This is a genomic window from Streptomyces cavernae (genome assembly GCF_004023625.1).
In the GTDB taxonomy this organism is placed as follows: Bacteria; Actinomycetota; Actinomycetes; order Streptomycetales; family Streptomycetaceae; genus Streptomyces; species Streptomyces cavernae.
Genome location: NZ_ML137714.1, coordinates 83,603 through 100,084, shown reverse-complemented (window position 1 = coordinate 100,084; position 16,482 = coordinate 83,603). Strand labels below are relative to the sequence as shown.

The window sequence follows — 16,482 nt, the reverse complement described above, 5'->3', positions numbered from 1 at the left end:
GCCTGGGGCTGTCCGGGCGTGGTCCGGGTTTCTGCCTGGGGCTGTCCGGGCGTGGTCCGGGTTTCTGCCTGGGGCTGTCCGGGCGTGGTCCGGGTTTCTGCCTGGGGCTGTCCGGGCGTGGTCCGGGTTTCTGCCTGGGGCCGACCCGGCGTTGATCCCGGTTCCCCGCCTGAGGCCGACCCGTCATCCCCGCGCACGCCTGGCTAACGTCGAGGCGTGACCGACGAACCCAGCCCCACCGAAGCGGCCCTCGACGCCGCCGCCCCCGAACTCTTCACCTGGGAGTTCGCGACGAACCCTTACCCGGCGTACGCCTGGCTCCGGGAGCACGCGCCCGTGCACCGGACCAGACTGCCCAGTGGGGTGGAGGCCTGGCTGGTCACCCGGTACGCCGACGCCCGGCAGGCCCTCGCGGACGCGCGGCTGTCCAAGAACCCCGCGCACCACGACGAACCCGAGCACGCAAAGGGCAAGACCGGCATCCCGGGGGAGCGCAAGGCCGAGCTGATGACGCATCTGCTCAACATCGATCCCCCGGACCACACCCGGCTGCGGCGGCTGGTCTCCAAGGCCTTCACGCCCCGCCGGGTGGCCGAGTTCGCCCCACGGGTGCAGGAACTGGCCGACGGGCTCATCGACCGGTTCGCCGAGCGGGGCTCCGCCGACCTCATCCACGAGTTCGCCTTCCCGCTGCCCATCTACGCCATCTGCGACCTGCTCGGCGTTCCCCGGGAGGACCAGGACGACTTCCGCGACTGGGCCGGGATGATGATCCGGCACGGGGGAGGTCCCCGAGGCGGGGTCGCACGGTCGGTGAAGAAGATGCGCGGCTATCTCGCCGAGCTCATCCACCGCAAGCGCGCCGCCCTCCCGGAACACCCGGCGCCCGGCGAGGACCTCATCTCCGGTCTCATCCGCGCCTCCGACCACGGCGAGCACCTGACCGAGAACGAGGCCGCCGCCATGGCCTTCATCCTGCTGTTCGCCGGCTTCGAGACCACCGTCAACCTCATCGGCAACGGCACCTACGCGCTGCTCACCCACCCCGAGCAGCGCACACGGCTCCAGAAGGCGATCGAGGCGAACGAATCCGGCCTGCTGGAGACCGCCGTCGAGGAACTCCTCCGGTACGACGGGCCCGTTGAGCTGGCGACCTGGCGGTTCGCCACCCAACCCCTCACCATCGGCGGGCAGTCCATCGACACCGGCGACCCCGTGCTCGTCGTCCTGGCCGCAGCCGACCGTGACCCGGCCCGCTTCCCCGACCCCGACACCCTCGACCTCGCGCGTCGCGACAACCAGCACCTCGGCTACGGCCACGGCATCCACTACTGCCTCGGTGCCCCGCTCGCCCGCCTGGAGGGCCAGACCGCGCTGGCCACCCTGCTGACCAGGCTCCCGGACCTGGAACTCGCGGTGGACCCGGTGGAGTTGCGCTGGCGGGGCGGCCTCATCATGCGTGGATTGCGCACACTTCCGGTGGAGTTCACCCCTTTGGAGAGGTCCGAGTAGGCCTACGCGCGTCACAAGAAGGTGACGGCCCTTCATCTTTGTGATCTTTGTGTGATCTGCACTGCATCGACTTGTGACAAGTGATCGTCCGCCACTACGTTCACTCGGCGAGAACGTGTACGTCACACGACGCAGCGCGGTCACACACATCGCAGCCCGTACAGCGAAAGGGCAACCGCATGCTCTCCGGGAACGGTCGTCACCGTCGCCCCCGCCAGGCCCCCGCCCTCCTCATGGCGGCGGGAGTCACCGGTTCCGCCATCGCCATTCCCCTGCTCAGCGCCTCGGGCGCCAGTGCCGCCAGCAGCACTGCCTGGGACCAGGTCGCGCAGTGCGAGAGCGACGGCGCCTGGAGCGCGGACACCGGCAACGGCCTCTACGGCGGGCTCCAGTTGTCCCAGGCGCAGTGGGAGGAGTACGGCGGTCTCGACTACGCCATGTCGCCGAACCTGGCCAGCCGCTCCCAGCAGATCGCCGTGGGCGAGAAGATCCTCGCCGACACCGGTATCCGGACCTGGCCCACTTGCGGGCTGACCGCGGGGCTCGCCGACAGCAAGGAATCGCCCGGCGTGGATACGGGTGTTCCCGAGTCGTCCTCGTCGACCTCTCCGCCCTCGTCGTCGTCCTCGTCGTCCTCGTCCTCGTCGTCCTTGTCCTCGTTGTCCCGCTCTTCGTCGTCCTCGGGTACGGGGTTGAGTGCGGGCTCGGGCACGGACCGCGACGCGGGCGAGCGCGCGGACTCCGGCGCGGACTCCGGCGCGACCTCGGATGTCACCGAGGCCGACACGTTCTCGGGTGGGAACAACAGCGCCAACACGGGCACAGGACGCTCAAACACCCCAAACACCGCAAATACTGAAAACGCGGAAAACGCCACAAACGCTGAAAACACCGACGAACCGACCGGCAGTGGCGAATCGGTCTCAACGGACAACTCGGTTCATAGCGCCGACTCTTCGGACGGTGTCGGGTCAGGCCGTCACCGCGGCGTCAGTGCCGACGAGAGCCTCACGGGGGACCGTGAGGGCGACTCCTCCGCGCGGCATGCCTCGCGCGGCTCCGGCGTCGCACGCGAGGAGGTCGACGGCTCGTACACCGTGCGTCCCGGGGACAGCCTCTCGTCCATCGCCGACTCCCTTGACCTCCAAGGCGGGTGGACGACTCTCTATGACGCCAACAAGGGCGAGGTGGGTGCCGACCCGGATCTCATCATTCCCGGTCAGAGCCTTGAGGTCGGCGTCGGCGACACCTCGGGCGGTCAGTGACCAAGGCCCCCGAATCGGGCGAAAAAACGCAGTAGTTCGCGCTGAATGTCGGATTTGCTCGGGGTGAGAGATAGATCTCAGAAGCCCTGATCGTCTTTGAAAATATGCGGATCGCATGTTTACGGTCGTGACCGCTCGCCACAGCGGGCACCGACGGTCGCAACGCCGAATCCTGCCAGCGGCCGTGCGGGGACAGTCGTCGCGTCAAGCGCCGCAGGCAGGAGCGGGGGACCCAAGGTAAGTGCCGTGCCCGGTGGTTGAGCGGGGACGGCTTGGGGTGAAGCCGCGCACTTCGGTGCGCGGCCGGGCAACTCTCTCGGCCCGAACCCGACAGCTCACCTCGCAGGCGTCGGTGAGGGGACAACTCCATGCTGCATTCCTGCAAGGGCAAGCACCGTCGTCCGAAGAAGGCTTCCCGTCTCGTCGCGTTCGTCGGTGTCACCGGTGCCGCCATCGCCGCTCCGCTGATGGCCTCCGGCACCGCCTCGGCCGCCACCGCCGCCGAGTGGGACGCCGTGGCCCAGTGCGAGTCGGGCGGCAACTGGTCCATCAACACCGGCAACGGCTACTACGGCGGCCTGCAGTTCTCCGCCTCCACCTGGGCCGCGTACGGCGGCACGCAGTACGCCGCCAGCGCCGACCAGGCCAGCAAGGCCCAGCAGATCGAGATCGCCGAGAAGGTCCTCGCGGGCCAGGGCAAGGGCGCCTGGCCGGTGTGCGGCACGGGCCTGTCCAACACCCCGTACAGCGGCGGTGGTTCCGCGGCCGCCGACAGCGGTACGCCGGCGCCGCAGAGCACCACCCCTAGCGAGGAGCGCGCCTCCCGCTCGCAGGAGCGCCCGGTGGCCCAGAAGACCGTCGAGACCCCGACCGGTAAGAAGGTCAAGAAGGGCGACGGCGAGTACAAGGTCGTCGAGGGTGACACCCTCAGCTCGATCGCCGCTGAGAAGAACGTCGAGGGCGGCTGGCAGAAGCTGTTCGAGCTGAACAAGGACATCATCGAGGACGCCAACCTGATCTACCCGGGTCAGCAGCTGCACCTCGGCTGAAAAGTCCGGCGCGACAGCTGAACCCAAGGGCAGCCACAGCCCTCTTACATGTGGGATCCCAGTGATGGGGATCCCGGATGAGGGCCACCCCGTCCCCACGGGCTCCCCGCCCCGGCGCGTGTCCCCCGTACGCGCCGGGGCGGGGCTTTTTTCGTCACGGGCCGGGGCCCCGACGCGTTTCCGGCCGGGCCCCGACGCCACCTTCGGGGCGGGCCGCGAAGGCCTTCCGGGCGGGACCCGACGCGCTCTCCGGGGCCGGCCGCGACGCGTCTGCTGGGCGGGGCGCCGACGCGCACTTCCGGACGGCACCCCGACCCCCGCTTCCGGGCGGGCCGCGATGCGCCTTCCGGGCGGGACCCGACGCGCTCTCCGGGGCCGGCCGCGACGCGTCTGCTGGGCGGGGTGCCGACGGGTCTTCCGGACGGGAGCCCGACGCGCACTTCCGGGCGGTCCGCGATGCGCCTTCCGGGCGGGACCCGACGCGCTCTCCGGGGCCGGCCGCGACGCGTCTGCTGGGCGGGGCGCCGACGCGCACTTCCGGACGGCACCCCGACCCCCGCTTCCGGGCGGTCCGCGATGCGCCTTCCGGGCGGGACCCGACGCGCTCTCCGGGGCCGGCCGCGACGCGTCTGCTGGGCGGGGTGCCGACGGGTCTTCCGGACGGGAGCCCGACGCGCACTTCCGGGCGGTCCGCGATGCGCCAGCCGCGCGGGACCTGACGCGCACTTCCGGCGGGCCCCCAACGCGCCCACCGGACGGGACTTGACCCGCCTTCGGGACGGAGCCCGACGCGCGTTCCGGGCTGGGGCGCCCACGCCCTTCGGGGCTGGGCCCCCGCACGCTTGCGGAGGCTGGGCCCCGCGCGCGTTCCGGTCTGGGGCGCCCGCGCGCCTTCGGGGCTGGGCGTCCGCGCGCCTTCCGGGCTGGGGCCCCGCGCGCCTTTCGGGCTCTGGGCCCCCGTGCGCCTTCCGGGCGAAGCCCAAGAGTTTCGGGGCGCGGCCCGGCGGGTTGCCCGGGCGGTGGCCGGTCCCGGGCCCCTTTGTTCCACGCGGCCCCCCGGGCCCCCTTTGTTCAACGCAGGAACAATGTTTACTCTTCCTTCTGTCCACGGGGTGGTCTGCGGCCGGCCGAAGCCTCCGGGCCCGTTAGGCTCTAGGCGCAAGGCCACGTAGGCCCCGCACGGGCCGGGCCCCCGCACAACATGCGTCACATCCCAGAAGGAGATGCTCGTGCCGTCCATCGACGTCGTCGTAGCCAGGGAAATCCTCGACTCGCGAGGCAACCCCACCGTCGAGGTCGAGGTCGGCCTCGACGACGGCAGCACGGGCCGTGCCGCCGTTCCGTCCGGCGCCTCCACGGGCGCCTTCGAGGCCGTCGAACTCCGTGACGGGGACACGGGCCGCTACCTGGGCAAGGGCGTGGAGAAGGCCGTCCTCGCCGTCATCGAGCAGCTCGGCCCGGAGCTCGTCGGCTACGACGCCACCGAGCAGCGGCTGATCGACCAGGCCATGATCGACCTGGACGCCACCGACAACAAGGGATCGCTCGGCGCCAACGCCATCCTCGGCGTCTCCCTCGCCGTCGCCCACGCCGCCTCCGAGGCCAGCGACCTGCCGCTGTTCCGCTACCTGGGCGGCCCGAACGCGCACCTGCTGCCGGTGCCGATGATGAACATCCTCAACGGCGGCTCGCACGCCGACTCCAACGTGGACATCCAGGAGTTCATGATCGCCCCGATCGGCGCGGAGTCCTTCTCCGAGGCCCTGCGCTGGGGCGCCGAGGTCTATCACACCCTGAAGAAGGTCCTGAAGAGCCGTGGCCTTGCCACCGGTCTCGGCGACGAGGGCGGCTTCGCCCCGAACCTCGGCTCCAACCGCGAGGCCCTCGACCTCATCCTCGAGGCCATCAAGGAAGCCGGCTACGCCCCCGGCGAGCAGATCGCCCTCGCCCTCGACGTCGCCGCCTCCGAGTTCTACAAGGACGGCACGTACCTCTTCGAGGGCAAGGAGCGCTCCGCCGCCGAGATGACCGAGTACTACGCCGAGCTCGTCGAGGCGTACCCGCTCGTCTCCATCGAGGACCCGCTGTTCGAGGACGACTGGGCCGGCTGGAAGACCATCACCGACAAGCTCGGTGACAAGGTCCAGCTCGTCGGCGACGACCTGTTCGTCACCAACCCCGAGCGTCTCGCCCGCGGCATCGAGGAGGGCGCCGCCAACGCCCTGCTGGTCAAGGTGAACCAGATCGGCTCGCTCACCGAGACCCTGGACGCCGTCGAGCTCGCCCAGCGCAACGGCTTCAAGTGCATGATGTCCCACCGCTCCGGCGAGACCGAGGACGTCACCATCGCCGACCTCGCCGTCGCCACCAACTGCGGCCAGATCAAGACCGGCGCCCCGGCCCGCTCCGAGCGCGTCGCCAAGTACAACCAGCTGCTGCGCATCGAGGAGATCCTCGACGACGCCGCCGTGTACGCGGGCCGCAGCGCCTTCCCGCGCTTCAAGGGCTGACCCGTACCCGGTCAAGATCCAGCCAGGTCGTCCGTACGTCCCCGTACCCGGTCCCGTACCGTGTGCGGGGACGTACGCGCGTGACGGGCAGGCATCGGGGAGGCAGGACTCATGGCCGCGAAGGACCGTGACCGGACCTCGAACCGATCCGCAGACCGATCCTCGGACCGCTTCTCCACCGCGACCAGGCTGCGGCTGATCGGCGAGCAGACGGCGGCCCGCGTCTACCGCTCCCAGACCAAGCGCCAGGCCCGCCGCTCCCGGCTCACCGGCCGCGCGGCCCTGCTCGCCCTGGTGCTGTGCTCCCTCGTCGTGGCGCTGGCGTACCCGATAAGGCAGTACGTGTCCCAGCGCGCCGAGATCTCCGACATGGAGCGGGAGCGGGAGCAGACCGCGGAGCGGGTCGAACGCCTGCGTGACCTCAAGGCGCGTTGGCAGGACGACGCGTACGCGGAGCAGCAGATCCGCCGGCGGTTGCACTATGTGATGCCGGGGGAGACCGGCTACATCGTGATCGACCCCAGCGCGGCCCGGCAGTCCCGCGCCCGCTGGCAGGCAGCCGACCGCCCCTGGTACACCAACCTCTGGGACGGCGTCGACAAGGCCGACCGCACCGACCAGTAGAGCCGTTCCGCCCACGGGACCAGGACCGCTCGCGGAACCGATAGAAAGACAGTATGGAAACGCCCCCGCCGCCCACTCCGCGCACCGAACCCACCGCCGCGGACGTCGAGGCCTTCAAGCAGCAGCTCGGCCGCCCTCCGCGCGGTCTGCGCGCGATCGCGCACCGGTGCCCGTGCGGGCAGCCCGATGTGGTCGAGACGGCGCCGCGGCTGCCGGACGGGACACCGTTCCCGACGCTGTACTACCTGACGTGTCCCAGGGCCGCCTCCGCCATCGGCACCCTCGAGGCCAACGGCGTGATGAAGGAGATGACGGCCCGGCTGGAGCAGGACCCCGAGCTGGCCGCCGCCTACCGTGCGGCACACGAGGACTACATCCGGCGCCGGGACGAGATCGAGGAGCTGAAAGGCTTCCCGAGCGCGGGCGGGATGCCGGACCGGGTGAAGTGCCTGCACGTCCTGGTGGGCCACTCCCTGGCCGCGGGACCGGGCGTCAACCCGCTCGGCGACGAGGCGATCGCCATGCTGCCGGAGTGGTGGCGCAAGGGGGCGTGCGTGACGACGGCCGATGACAAGGACACGCACGCCGAGAACGCCGAGAACGGCGCGAACGCCGAGAACGCCGAGAACGGCGCGAACGCCGAGTACGGCGAGAAGGGGGACGGCCGGTGACCCGGGTCGCCGCCATCGACTGCGGTACCAACTCCATCCGGCTGCTCGTCGCCGACGCCGACCCGGCCACCGGGGAACTCGTCGACCTCGACCGCCGCATGACCATCGTCCGCCTCGGCCAGGGCGTCGACCGCACGGGCCGGCTCGCCCCCGAGGCCCTGGAGCGGACCTTCGCGGCCTGCCGCGAGTACGCGGCCGTCATCAAGGAACACGGCGCCGAGCGCCTGCGCTTCGTCGCCACCTCCGCCTCCCGCGACGCCGAGAACCGCGACGACTTCGTCCGGGGCGTGCTGGACATCCTCGGTGTCGAGCCCGAGGTCATCACCGGCGACCAGGAGGCGGAGTTCTCCTTCACCGGCGCCACCAAGGAGCTGACCGGCCGGACCGACCTCGCCCGGCCCTACCTGGTCGTGGACATCGGCGGAGGCTCCACGGAGTTCGTCGTGGGCGACGACCACGTCCGTGCCGCCCGCTCGGTCGACATCGGCTGCGTGCGGATGACGGAGCGGCACCTCCTGCGGGACGGGGCGGTCACCGATCCGCCGGAGCCCGCGCAGATCGAGGCGATGCGCGCCGACATCGAGGCCGCGCTGGACCTCGCGGAGCAGTCGGTGCCGCTGCACGAGGCCCGCACCCTGGTGGGTCTCGCGGGCTCGGTCACCACGGTGGCGGGCATCGCGCTGGGCCTGCCCGAGTACCGCTCCGAGGCGATCCACCACTCCCGTGTCCCGTACGAGCGGGTGCGCGGGATCACCGAGCGGCTCCTCGCCTCCACCCACGCCGAACGCGCCGCGATCCCGGTGATGCACCCCGGCCGGGTCGACGTGATCGGCGCCGGTGCGCTGGTGCTGCTGTCGATCATGGAGCGGATCGGTGCGCGGGAGGTCGTGGTGAGCGAGCACGACATCCTCGACGGCATCGCATGGTCGGTCGCCCAGGCCACTTCAGGCCGACCGGAATGGCATGTTCCTACTGGTCGGTAGCCCTCTGCTGAGCAGATCGGATAACGTATGAGCGGCTCCGAGGGGGCGCGAGAGCATCCTCGGAGCGCTGCTCGCGAGAAACTTCGTGAAGTTCTTCACAAGGAAATCAGCCCTGCTGGGGGCGGATTTGAGGTCGGTGAGAGCTCCGCGCGGCCGACAGGGGTGTCCGGGGTGTCGGGCGGGTGTCGGGGGAGGGTCCGTCCGGATGCCGGGCGGAAGGGTCGTTCGGCCCCTTGTGAAGGGCCAAGCGGCAGCTCACGCGGTGTTGACAACGTAGTTGTGGGAGGCGGGGTTCCCCGCGCCGGCTATGGCCTGTGTCACGCGGGTCGCGCAGTGTAGCAGAGGGTGTGAAGGAGCTTGTGAAGGGGCGCACGAGCGACCCCCTCAGGCCGGGTGGATACTCGATGGCATGAGCACCACGGAGCGTCCCAGGATCCTCGTAGTAGGCGGTGGGTACGTAGGCCTGTACGCGGCTCGTCGCATTCTGAAGAAGATGCGCTACGGCGAGGCGACCGTCACGGTTGTCGACCCGCGCTCGTACATGACCTACCAGCCCTTCCTCCCCGAAGCCGCCGCCGGCAGCATCTCCCCCCGGCACGTCGTCGTCCCGCTGCGACGCGTGCTGCCGAAGGCGGAGGTCCTCACCGGCCGGGTCACCACCATCGACCAGGACCGCAAGGTCGCCACGGTCGCGCCGCTGGTCGGCGAGGCCTACGAGCTGCCCTTCGACTACCTGGTCATCGCGATGGGCGCGGTCTCCCGCACCTTCCCGATCCCCGGCCTCGCCGAGCAGGGCATCGGCATGAAGGGCATCGAGGAGTCCATCGGCCTGCGCAACCACGTCCTCGAGCAGCTCGACAAGGCCGACTCCACCACCGACGAGGAGATCCGCCGCAAGGCGCTCACCTTCGTCTTCATCGGTGGCGGTTTCGCCGGTGCGGAGACCATCGGCGAGGTCGAGGACATGGCCCGCGACGCGGCCAAGTACTACACCAACGTGTCCCGTGAGGACATGCGCTTCATCCTCGTCGACGCCGCTGACAAGATTCTCCCCGAGGTCGGCCCCAAGCTCGGCCAGTACGGCAAGGAGCACCTGGAGAGCCGCGGGGTCGAGATCTACCTCTCCACCTCCATGGAGTCCTGCGTCGACGGCCACGTCGTCCTGAAGAACGGACTCGAGGTCGACTCCAACACGATCGTGTGGACGGCGGGCGTCAAGCCGAACCCGGTGCTCTCCCGCTTCGGCCTCCCGCTGGGTCCGCGCGGTCACGTCGACTGCCAGCCGACCCTCCAGGTCACGGGCACCGACTACATCTGGGCCGCCGGCGACAACGCCCAGGTGCCCGACGTGGCGGCCCGCAAGGCCGGCGTGGAGAACGCCTGGTGCCCGCCGAACGCCCAGCACGCGCTGCGTCAGGCGAAGGTCCTCGGCGACAACGTGCTCTCCGGCCTGCGGGGCTTCCCGCAGCAGGAGTACAGCCACGCAAACAAGGGCGCGGTGGCCGGGCTCGGCCTGCACAAGGGCGTCGCGATGATCGTCATGGGCAAGATGAAGATCAAGCTCAAGGGCCGGCTCGCCTGGTACATGCACCGCGGCTACCACGGCCTGGCGATGCCGACCTGGAACCGCAAGATCCGGGTCTTCGCCGACTGGACGCTGGCGATGTTCCTCAAGCGCGAAGTCGTCTCGCTCGGCGCCATGGAGAACCCCCGCGAGGAGTTCTACGAGGCCGCCAAGCCCGCACCGGCCGCGGCCAAGTCCGCCCAGTCGCAGCTGTCGCCGCAGAAGACCGAGGAGAAGGCCAAGGCTTCCTGAGCCGGTGCGCCTGACCTAGGTCACCGATCGTCCCGAAGGGGCCTCCCGCCATCCGTGGTGCGGGAGGCCCCTTCGGCGTCCCCGTCGAACCCCCGGCAGCGTGCCCGTCCGCAGTAGATGCCGGATACAGCTTTTTTGCCTGCCCGTAACACCGTTACGGGACTGAGCCCTGCCTCTTTGGGTGTTTAACGAGTCGTCCGTTTCGCCAGATGTCCGTTTACGGAACGTCTGTCCGCGGGATTCGTCATCACGGTTCGTCGTCACGGAGGTGTGCGTCATGGCAGACGCCGCGTTGCGGCTGAAGGGGCTCGCCGAACAGTTGCTGGGGGTGCCGTTCCCGATGCGCGTCCGCGCCTGGGACGGCTCCGAGGCGGGCCCGCCCGGTGCCCCCGTCCTGGTGATTCGCAGCCGCAGGGCGCTGCGCCGGTTGCTGTGGAAGCCCGGCGAGCTGGGGCTGGCCCGTGCCTGGGTCGCCGGAGAGCTCGACATCGAGGACGGCCTGTACGCGGGTCTCGACATCCTCTCCGGACTGGTCTGGGAACGCGGCGAGGACGCCCGTGGCGCGCTCGACGCACTGCGCGACCCCGAGGTGCGCTCCGCCGCCCTCGCGCTGGTGAAGCTGGCGGGCCCCTACCTGCCCCCGGCCCCGCCCCGCGAGGAGACCCGCAGACCGGGCCGGCTCCACCTGCACACCAGACGCAGCGACAAGCGGGCCATCAGCCACCACTACGACGTCGGCAACGACTTCTACGAGATCGTCCTCGGCCCGTCCATGGTCTACTCGTGCGCCTACTGGGACTCCCCGGACGGCACCCTGGAGGACGCCCAGCGCGACAAGCTCGACCTCGTCTGCCGCAAGCTGGACCTCGAACCGGGCATGCGCCTGCTCGACGTGGGCTGCGGCTGGGGCTCGATGGCGGTCCACGCGGCCCGCGAGTACGGCGTCAGCGTCGTCGGTGTCACCCTCTCCCTGGAGCAGGCCGCGTACGCCCGCAAGCGGGTCGCCGAAGAGGGCCTCGCCGACCGGGTGGAGATCCGCGTCCAGGACTACCGCGACGTCGCCGACGGCCCCTACGACGCGATCTCCTCCATCGGGATGGCCGAGCACGTGGGCGCCCAGCGGTACCTGGAGTACGCGCAGGACCTGTACGCGCTGCTCAGACCCGGCGGACGGCTCCTCAACCACCAGATCTCCCGCCGCCCCGTCGCCGACGAGTCCTCGTACGCGATCGACGGCTTCATCGACGCCTATGTCTTCCCCGGCGGCGAACTGGCCCCGCTCGGCACCACCGTGACCCAGCTGGAACGCGCCGGCTTCGAGGTGCGCGACGCGGAGTCCATCCGTGAGCACTACGCCCTCACCCTGCGCCGCTGGGTGGCAAACCTGGAGGCGCAGTGGCCGCGCGCCATGCAGCTGACCAGCCCCGGCCGGGCCCGTGTCTGGCGCCTGTACATGGCCGCCTCCGCCCTCGGCTTCGAGCACAACACCATCGGCGTCAACCAGGTGCTCGCGGTCAGGACGGTGAAATCGGGAGAGTCGGGGATGCCGCTCCGAGCGCGCGTCTGGGGCGCCGGCTGAGGGACGCCCGCTCACCATTGGGCAAACACCCATTGGGCACACACCCAGTAGGGGCACAGGGGGCACACCCAGTAGGAACACATCCGGACAGACCCAGCAGGAACGGTGAGGGGCCCCGCCCGGCAGCACAGCCGGGCGGGGCCCCTCACCCTCGTGGAGTCACCCGGTTACTCGGCCTTGATGGCCGCCAGCATGTTCAGCCGGGACGCGCGGCGGGCCGGCCACAGGGCGGCCAGGACGCCGACCACCGCGGCCAGCAGCAGGAACAGGCCGATCCGGCCCCACGGCATGACCAGTTCGTACGTCTTGAGCGCGCTGCCGATCAGTTCACCGGCCGCCCAGCCGAAGAACACGCCCAGGCCGATCCCCAGCACCCCTCCGAACAGCGAGATGACCAGCGACTCCAGCCGCACCATTCGCTTGATGCCGCCGCGCTCCAGACCGATGGCGCGGAGCATCCCGATCTCCTGCGAGCGCTCGAAGACGGACATCGCGAGAGTGTTGATGACCCCGAGGACCGCGACGATCACCGCCATCGCCAGCAGGCCGTAGAGCATGTTGAGCATCAGGGTGAAGATCTGTGCGATCTCGTTGGAGACGTCCTGCTTGTCCTGGACGCGGATCGCCGGGTTGTCGCCGAGTGCCTCCGCCAGCTTGTCCTTGGTCGCCTCATTCGCGCCGCCCGCGGTCTTCACCATCACCTCCATGTCGGAGGGTTCCGGCGAGGTCAGATGCGGCGTCAGGGTCGTGTTGTCCAGCAGTACGCCGCGGATGAGTTCATTGCCCTCGTAGACGCCGGCGACCGTGAGCTGCTGGGTCTTGCCGTCCTCGTACGCGACCTTGAACCGGGAACCGGCTTTCCAGTTCCGCTCCTTGGCGGTGTCCTCGTCCACGACGACGTCCGTGCCGCCGACCTTGAACGAGCCCTCCGCGACCTTGAGGTCGGTGAGCTTGCCGATCGCGGCGCCGTTGACGCCCGTCACATAGTGGGTGAGTTCGCTGTTGACGCGTACGTAGGCGTTCCGCATCGGGCTGGTGGCGGTGACGCCGTCGACCGAGGCGAGCTTCTTGTCGACGTCGGGCGAGAGCGAGTTGCCGTTCGCCATGGACACCACGTAGTCCGCCTTCAGCGCGGCGGTGGCCATCTTGTCGATCGCCTGCTGCACACTGCCCGCGATCACCGTCAGACCGGTGATCAGCGTGAGGCCGATCATCAGCGCGGAGGCGGTGGCCGCGGTGCGGCGCGGGTTGCGCACCGAGTTCTGCCGGGCGAGCTTGCCGCTGACGCCGAAGACACGCAGGACAGGGGCCGCGGCGGCGATCAGTGGACGGGACAGCAGCGGCGTGAGCACGAACACACCGATCACCAGCAGGGCCGCACCGAGCCCCATCGGGACCTGGCCGTCGCTGGCGCTCTTCGCCTGGCTGCCGACGAGGACGGCGGCGATGCCCGCACCGGACAGCAGCGCGCCGAACGTGTTGCGCAGCACCAGGGACTTGGTAGTGGCCTGGGCGTGAACGCTGCTCATCGCGGCCACCGGCGGGATCTTCGCGGCGCGGCGGCCCGGCAGCCAGGCGGCCAGCATGGTGACGACGATGCCGACGACCAGCGCGGTCAAGACCGTCGAAGGGGTGATGACCAGCGGGCCGTCCGGGACGACGGCGCCGAGCGTGCCCACCAGGGAGCGCATGCCGGCGCCGATGCCGACACCGACGGCGAGACCGGTGACGGCCGCGACCGCGCCGACCACGGCCGCCTCCAGCAGCACCGAACGCGTCACCTGGCGGCGCGAGGCGCCGACCGCGCGCATCAGCGCCAGTTCCTTGGTGCGCTGGGCGACGAGCATGGTGAAGGTGTTGGCGATGATGAACACACCCACGAACAGCGCGATACCGGCGAAGACCAGCAGCATCGTCCGCATCGAGCTCATGCCCGCGGAGATCTGCCGCGCCTGGTCGTCGGCGAGTTGCTGACCGGTCGTCATGGAGGCGGTCTTCGCGGGAACCACCTTTTCCAGCTCCGCGCGCAGAGCGCTCTGGCTGGTGCCGGACGCCGCCTTCACGTCGATCTCGTCGTAGGCGCCCTCCTTGTGGAACAGCTTCTGCGCGGTCGGCGTGTCGAACAGAACGAGGCTACCACCGGCGGCGACGTTGCCGTCGTCGGTGGTGAAGATCGCGGTGACCTTCGGGGTCAGCACCGGGCCGTCCACGGACAGCCGTACGGTGTCGCCGATCCGGTAGCCCGTGCGGCGGGCGGTCTCCGAGTCGAGCGCGATCTCATTCGCGCCCTTCGGGGCGCGGCCGTCCTTCAGCGGGTAGCGCGGGTCCTTCTCCCCCCAGTAGTTGCTGCCGGAGGACTGGAAGCCGTCTCCGACGAGCTTGCCGTCCTTGCCGGCGATGGCGGTGAAGTCGCTCACGACCCCGATGGCGGAGGCCGCACCCGGGACGTTCGCGGTCTTCTCCAGCAGCGCGGGGGTGAGCTTCCGCTCCGTGCCGATCTTGTCGCCCCGGTCCTCTTCGTACTCGGGCTCGATGGCGACGTCGACGTGGTCGAAGCCCTTCGCGGAACTCTTCTCGTAGGCCTTGGAGATGGTGTTGGTGAAGACCAGGGTCCCCGACACGAAGGCCACGCCGAGCATCACGGCGAGCACGGTCATCAGGAGCCGGGCCTTGTGCGCGAGAACGTTGCGCAAGGCGGTACGAAGCATGGGTTTGGTCCAGGTGAGGTGGAGGTGGGTGGGGGTGCGCCGTGGGCTGCGCCCGTCGGCCCTGCAAGGCGGCTGCGCCCGTCTGGGACCCCGCGTGGTTTCCGGGGCCCCGGGCCCTGACGCGCATCTGCGGGTGAGTCGTGGCTGAGTGCGCCCACGCGGCGGAGGGCGGAGCCGCGCAACGCCCACAGTCCCGCGCCCCTTCAGGGGCGCGTCCCCGGGCTGGGTCGTGGTCTGCGGGCCGGGGTGGCTGATCGCGCGGTTCCCCGCGCCGCCAAGGCGTCCCGCAGGCAACAGCCCCCGCAGGCAACAGCCCCCGCAGGCAACAGCCCCGGCAGGTAACAGCCTCCGCAGGTAACAGCCTCCGCAGGCAACAGCCCCGGCAGGTAACAGCCTCCGCAGGTCACGGCCCCGCAGGGCACAGCCCCGCAGGTAAACAGTCCAGGTCAGGCACATGCAGCCCGGCATGGGAGTCCCCTGATCGTGCGAGCCGAGAGCTTGGGGGAGGTCGAGGCCGGGGCTGTTCGGGCCGATTCAGGGGCGGTCCGGGGCGGCAGCCCCGGGAAACACGGTTGGTCGGGCGGCAGCCCTCAGCTCGTGCGGCCCTTGCCGTCGAAGCGCTTCATGCGGTCCAGCACGGAGTCCGCACTGGGCGCGTACATCTCGTCCACGATCCGGCCGTCCGCGAGGAACACCACCCGGTCCGCGTACGCCGCGGCCACCGGGTCGTGCGTCACCATCACCACCGTCTGCCCCAACTCCCGTACGGAGTTGCGCAGGAAGCCCAGCACCTCGGCGCCCGAGCGCGAGTCCAGGTTCCCGGTCGGCTCGTCACCGAAGATGATCTCGGGCTTGGAGGCCAGTGCCCGGGCCACCGCGACGCGCTGCTGCTGGCCGCCGGAGAGCTGGGTGGGGCGGTGGGAGAGCCGGTCGGCGAGCCCCACCATGCTGATCACGCTGCCCAGCCACTCTTTGTCCGGCTTGCGGCCCGCGATGTCCATCGGCAGCGTGATGTTCTCCAGCGCCGAGAGAGTGGGCAGCAGGTTGAAGGCCTGGAAGATGAACCCGATCTTGTCCCGGCGCAACTTGGTGAGCTGCTTGTCCTTCAGCGAGCCCAACTCGGTGTCACCGATGCGCACGGAACCGCTGCTGAAACTGTCCAGGCCCGCGACGCAGTGCATCAGCGTCGACTTGCCGGATCCCGAGGGACCCATGATGGCGGTGAACTCGGCCTGCCGGAAGTCGACGGAGACCCGGTCCAGGGCGACCACCTGGGTCTCACCCTGTCCGTAGACCTTCGACAGTTCCGTGGCGCGGGCTGCGACCGCGGTGCTCCGGTCGGCGATGGGGGTGGTGGTCACAGGGAGGTGCTCCTGTCAGGACGGCGTCGTTTTGATGTCTTGACCCATCGTCCGGGCCGAGCGCCGTCGTGTAGTCAGTCGCAGTTCTGGTTCTCGGGGGCGACTCCAGTCGGACCCGGCGCACCGGTGTCATACCTGGGGATGAGGGCGGCCCCGATACTGTCCCGGATATGACGGTCCGTCGGCTGCCTCGGAAGAGTGAGGACTTCCGTGTGCACAGGGAAGCCCTCGTTCGGGCGGTGTGGGGACGGTGAAATTCCGTCATTCCGTACGGCCGTGTGCGCAGTGGTCGGAGGGCTTTTGGCAAGTGCTGATGGACCATTCTGTGGCCTGATGCACCCTCAGACGTCAATAAAATAAGACAACATCGGGCTGTGGTACCGCTGTTCGGGGGACGCGTCCGG

General features: G+C 70.1%; 11 protein-coding genes and 1 riboswitch. Of the genes, 9 read left to right on the top strand and 2 right to left on the bottom strand.

Features of this window, described 5'->3' with window-relative positions:
* The first annotated feature begins 216 nt into the window (after window positions 1–216).
* From EF387_RS08405 to EF387_RS08365, 9 genes are all read left to right on the top strand, one after another.
* Window positions 217–1,512: a cytochrome P450 family protein gene (locus EF387_RS08405; protein WP_128375873.1), complete on the top strand. Its 1,296-nt coding sequence runs from the start codon at window positions 217–219 to the stop codon at window positions 1,510–1,512.
* Window positions 1,513–1,691: 179 nt separating this feature from the next.
* Window positions 1,692–2,777: a LysM peptidoglycan-binding domain-containing protein gene (locus EF387_RS08400; protein WP_128375872.1), complete on the top strand. Its 1,086-nt coding sequence runs from the start codon at window positions 1,692–1,694 to the stop codon at window positions 2,775–2,777.
* Window positions 2,778–2,976: 199 nt separating this feature from the next.
* Window positions 2,977–3,141: riboswitch (cyclic di-AMP (ydaO/yuaA leader) on the top strand.
* A gap of 4 nt (window positions 3,142–3,145) precedes the next feature.
* Window positions 3,146–3,826, top strand: coding sequence for a LysM peptidoglycan-binding domain-containing protein (locus tag EF387_RS08395; RefSeq protein ID WP_128375871.1), 681 nt, complete (start codon window positions 3,146–3,148; stop codon window positions 3,824–3,826).
* Between the two features lie 1,229 nt (window positions 3,827–5,055).
* On the top strand, window positions 5,056–6,336 hold the full coding sequence (gene eno, locus EF387_RS08390) for a phosphopyruvate hydratase (RefSeq protein ID WP_128375870.1): 1,281 nt from the start codon (window positions 5,056–5,058) through the stop codon (window positions 6,334–6,336).
* A 111-nt stretch (window positions 6,337–6,447) separates the two neighbouring features.
* Window positions 6,448–6,960: an FtsB family cell division protein gene (locus EF387_RS08385; protein ID WP_128375869.1), complete on the top strand. Its 513-nt coding sequence runs from the start codon at window positions 6,448–6,450 to the stop codon at window positions 6,958–6,960.
* 53 nt (window positions 6,961–7,013) lie between these two features.
* Window positions 7,014–7,631, top strand: coding sequence for a DUF501 domain-containing protein (locus tag EF387_RS08380; protein WP_128375868.1), 618 nt, complete (start codon window positions 7,014–7,016; stop codon window positions 7,629–7,631).
* Window positions 7,628–8,614: a Ppx/GppA phosphatase family protein gene (locus EF387_RS08375; protein WP_128375867.1), complete on the top strand. Its 987-nt coding sequence runs from the start codon at window positions 7,628–7,630 to the stop codon at window positions 8,612–8,614. The genes EF387_RS08380 and EF387_RS08375 overlap by 4 nt, the downstream gene beginning before the upstream one ends.
* 409 nt (window positions 8,615–9,023) lie before the next feature.
* Window positions 9,024–10,430, top strand: coding sequence for an NAD(P)/FAD-dependent oxidoreductase (locus EF387_RS08370; protein ID WP_128375866.1), 1,407 nt, complete (start codon window positions 9,024–9,026; stop codon window positions 10,428–10,430).
* Window positions 10,431–10,707: 277 nt separating this feature from the next.
* Complete coding sequence (locus EF387_RS08365; RefSeq protein WP_128375865.1) at window positions 10,708–12,009, top strand: class I SAM-dependent methyltransferase; 1,302 nt, start codon at window positions 10,708–10,710, stop codon at window positions 12,007–12,009.
* A 167-nt stretch (window positions 12,010–12,176) separates the two neighbouring features.
* Here EF387_RS08365 and EF387_RS08360 read toward each other — a convergent pair whose 3' ends face one another.
* Window positions 12,177–14,717, bottom strand: a complete 2,541-nt coding sequence (locus EF387_RS08360; protein ID WP_128375864.1) for an ABC transporter permease — start codon at window positions 14,715–14,717, stop codon at window positions 12,177–12,179.
* 590 nt (window positions 14,718–15,307) lie between these two features.
* A complete protein-coding gene (locus tag EF387_RS08355) occupies window positions 15,308–16,078 on the bottom strand; it encodes an ABC transporter ATP-binding protein (protein WP_128375863.1) in 771 nt (256 codons plus the stop codon).
* Window positions 16,079–16,482 lie beyond the last annotated feature (404 nt).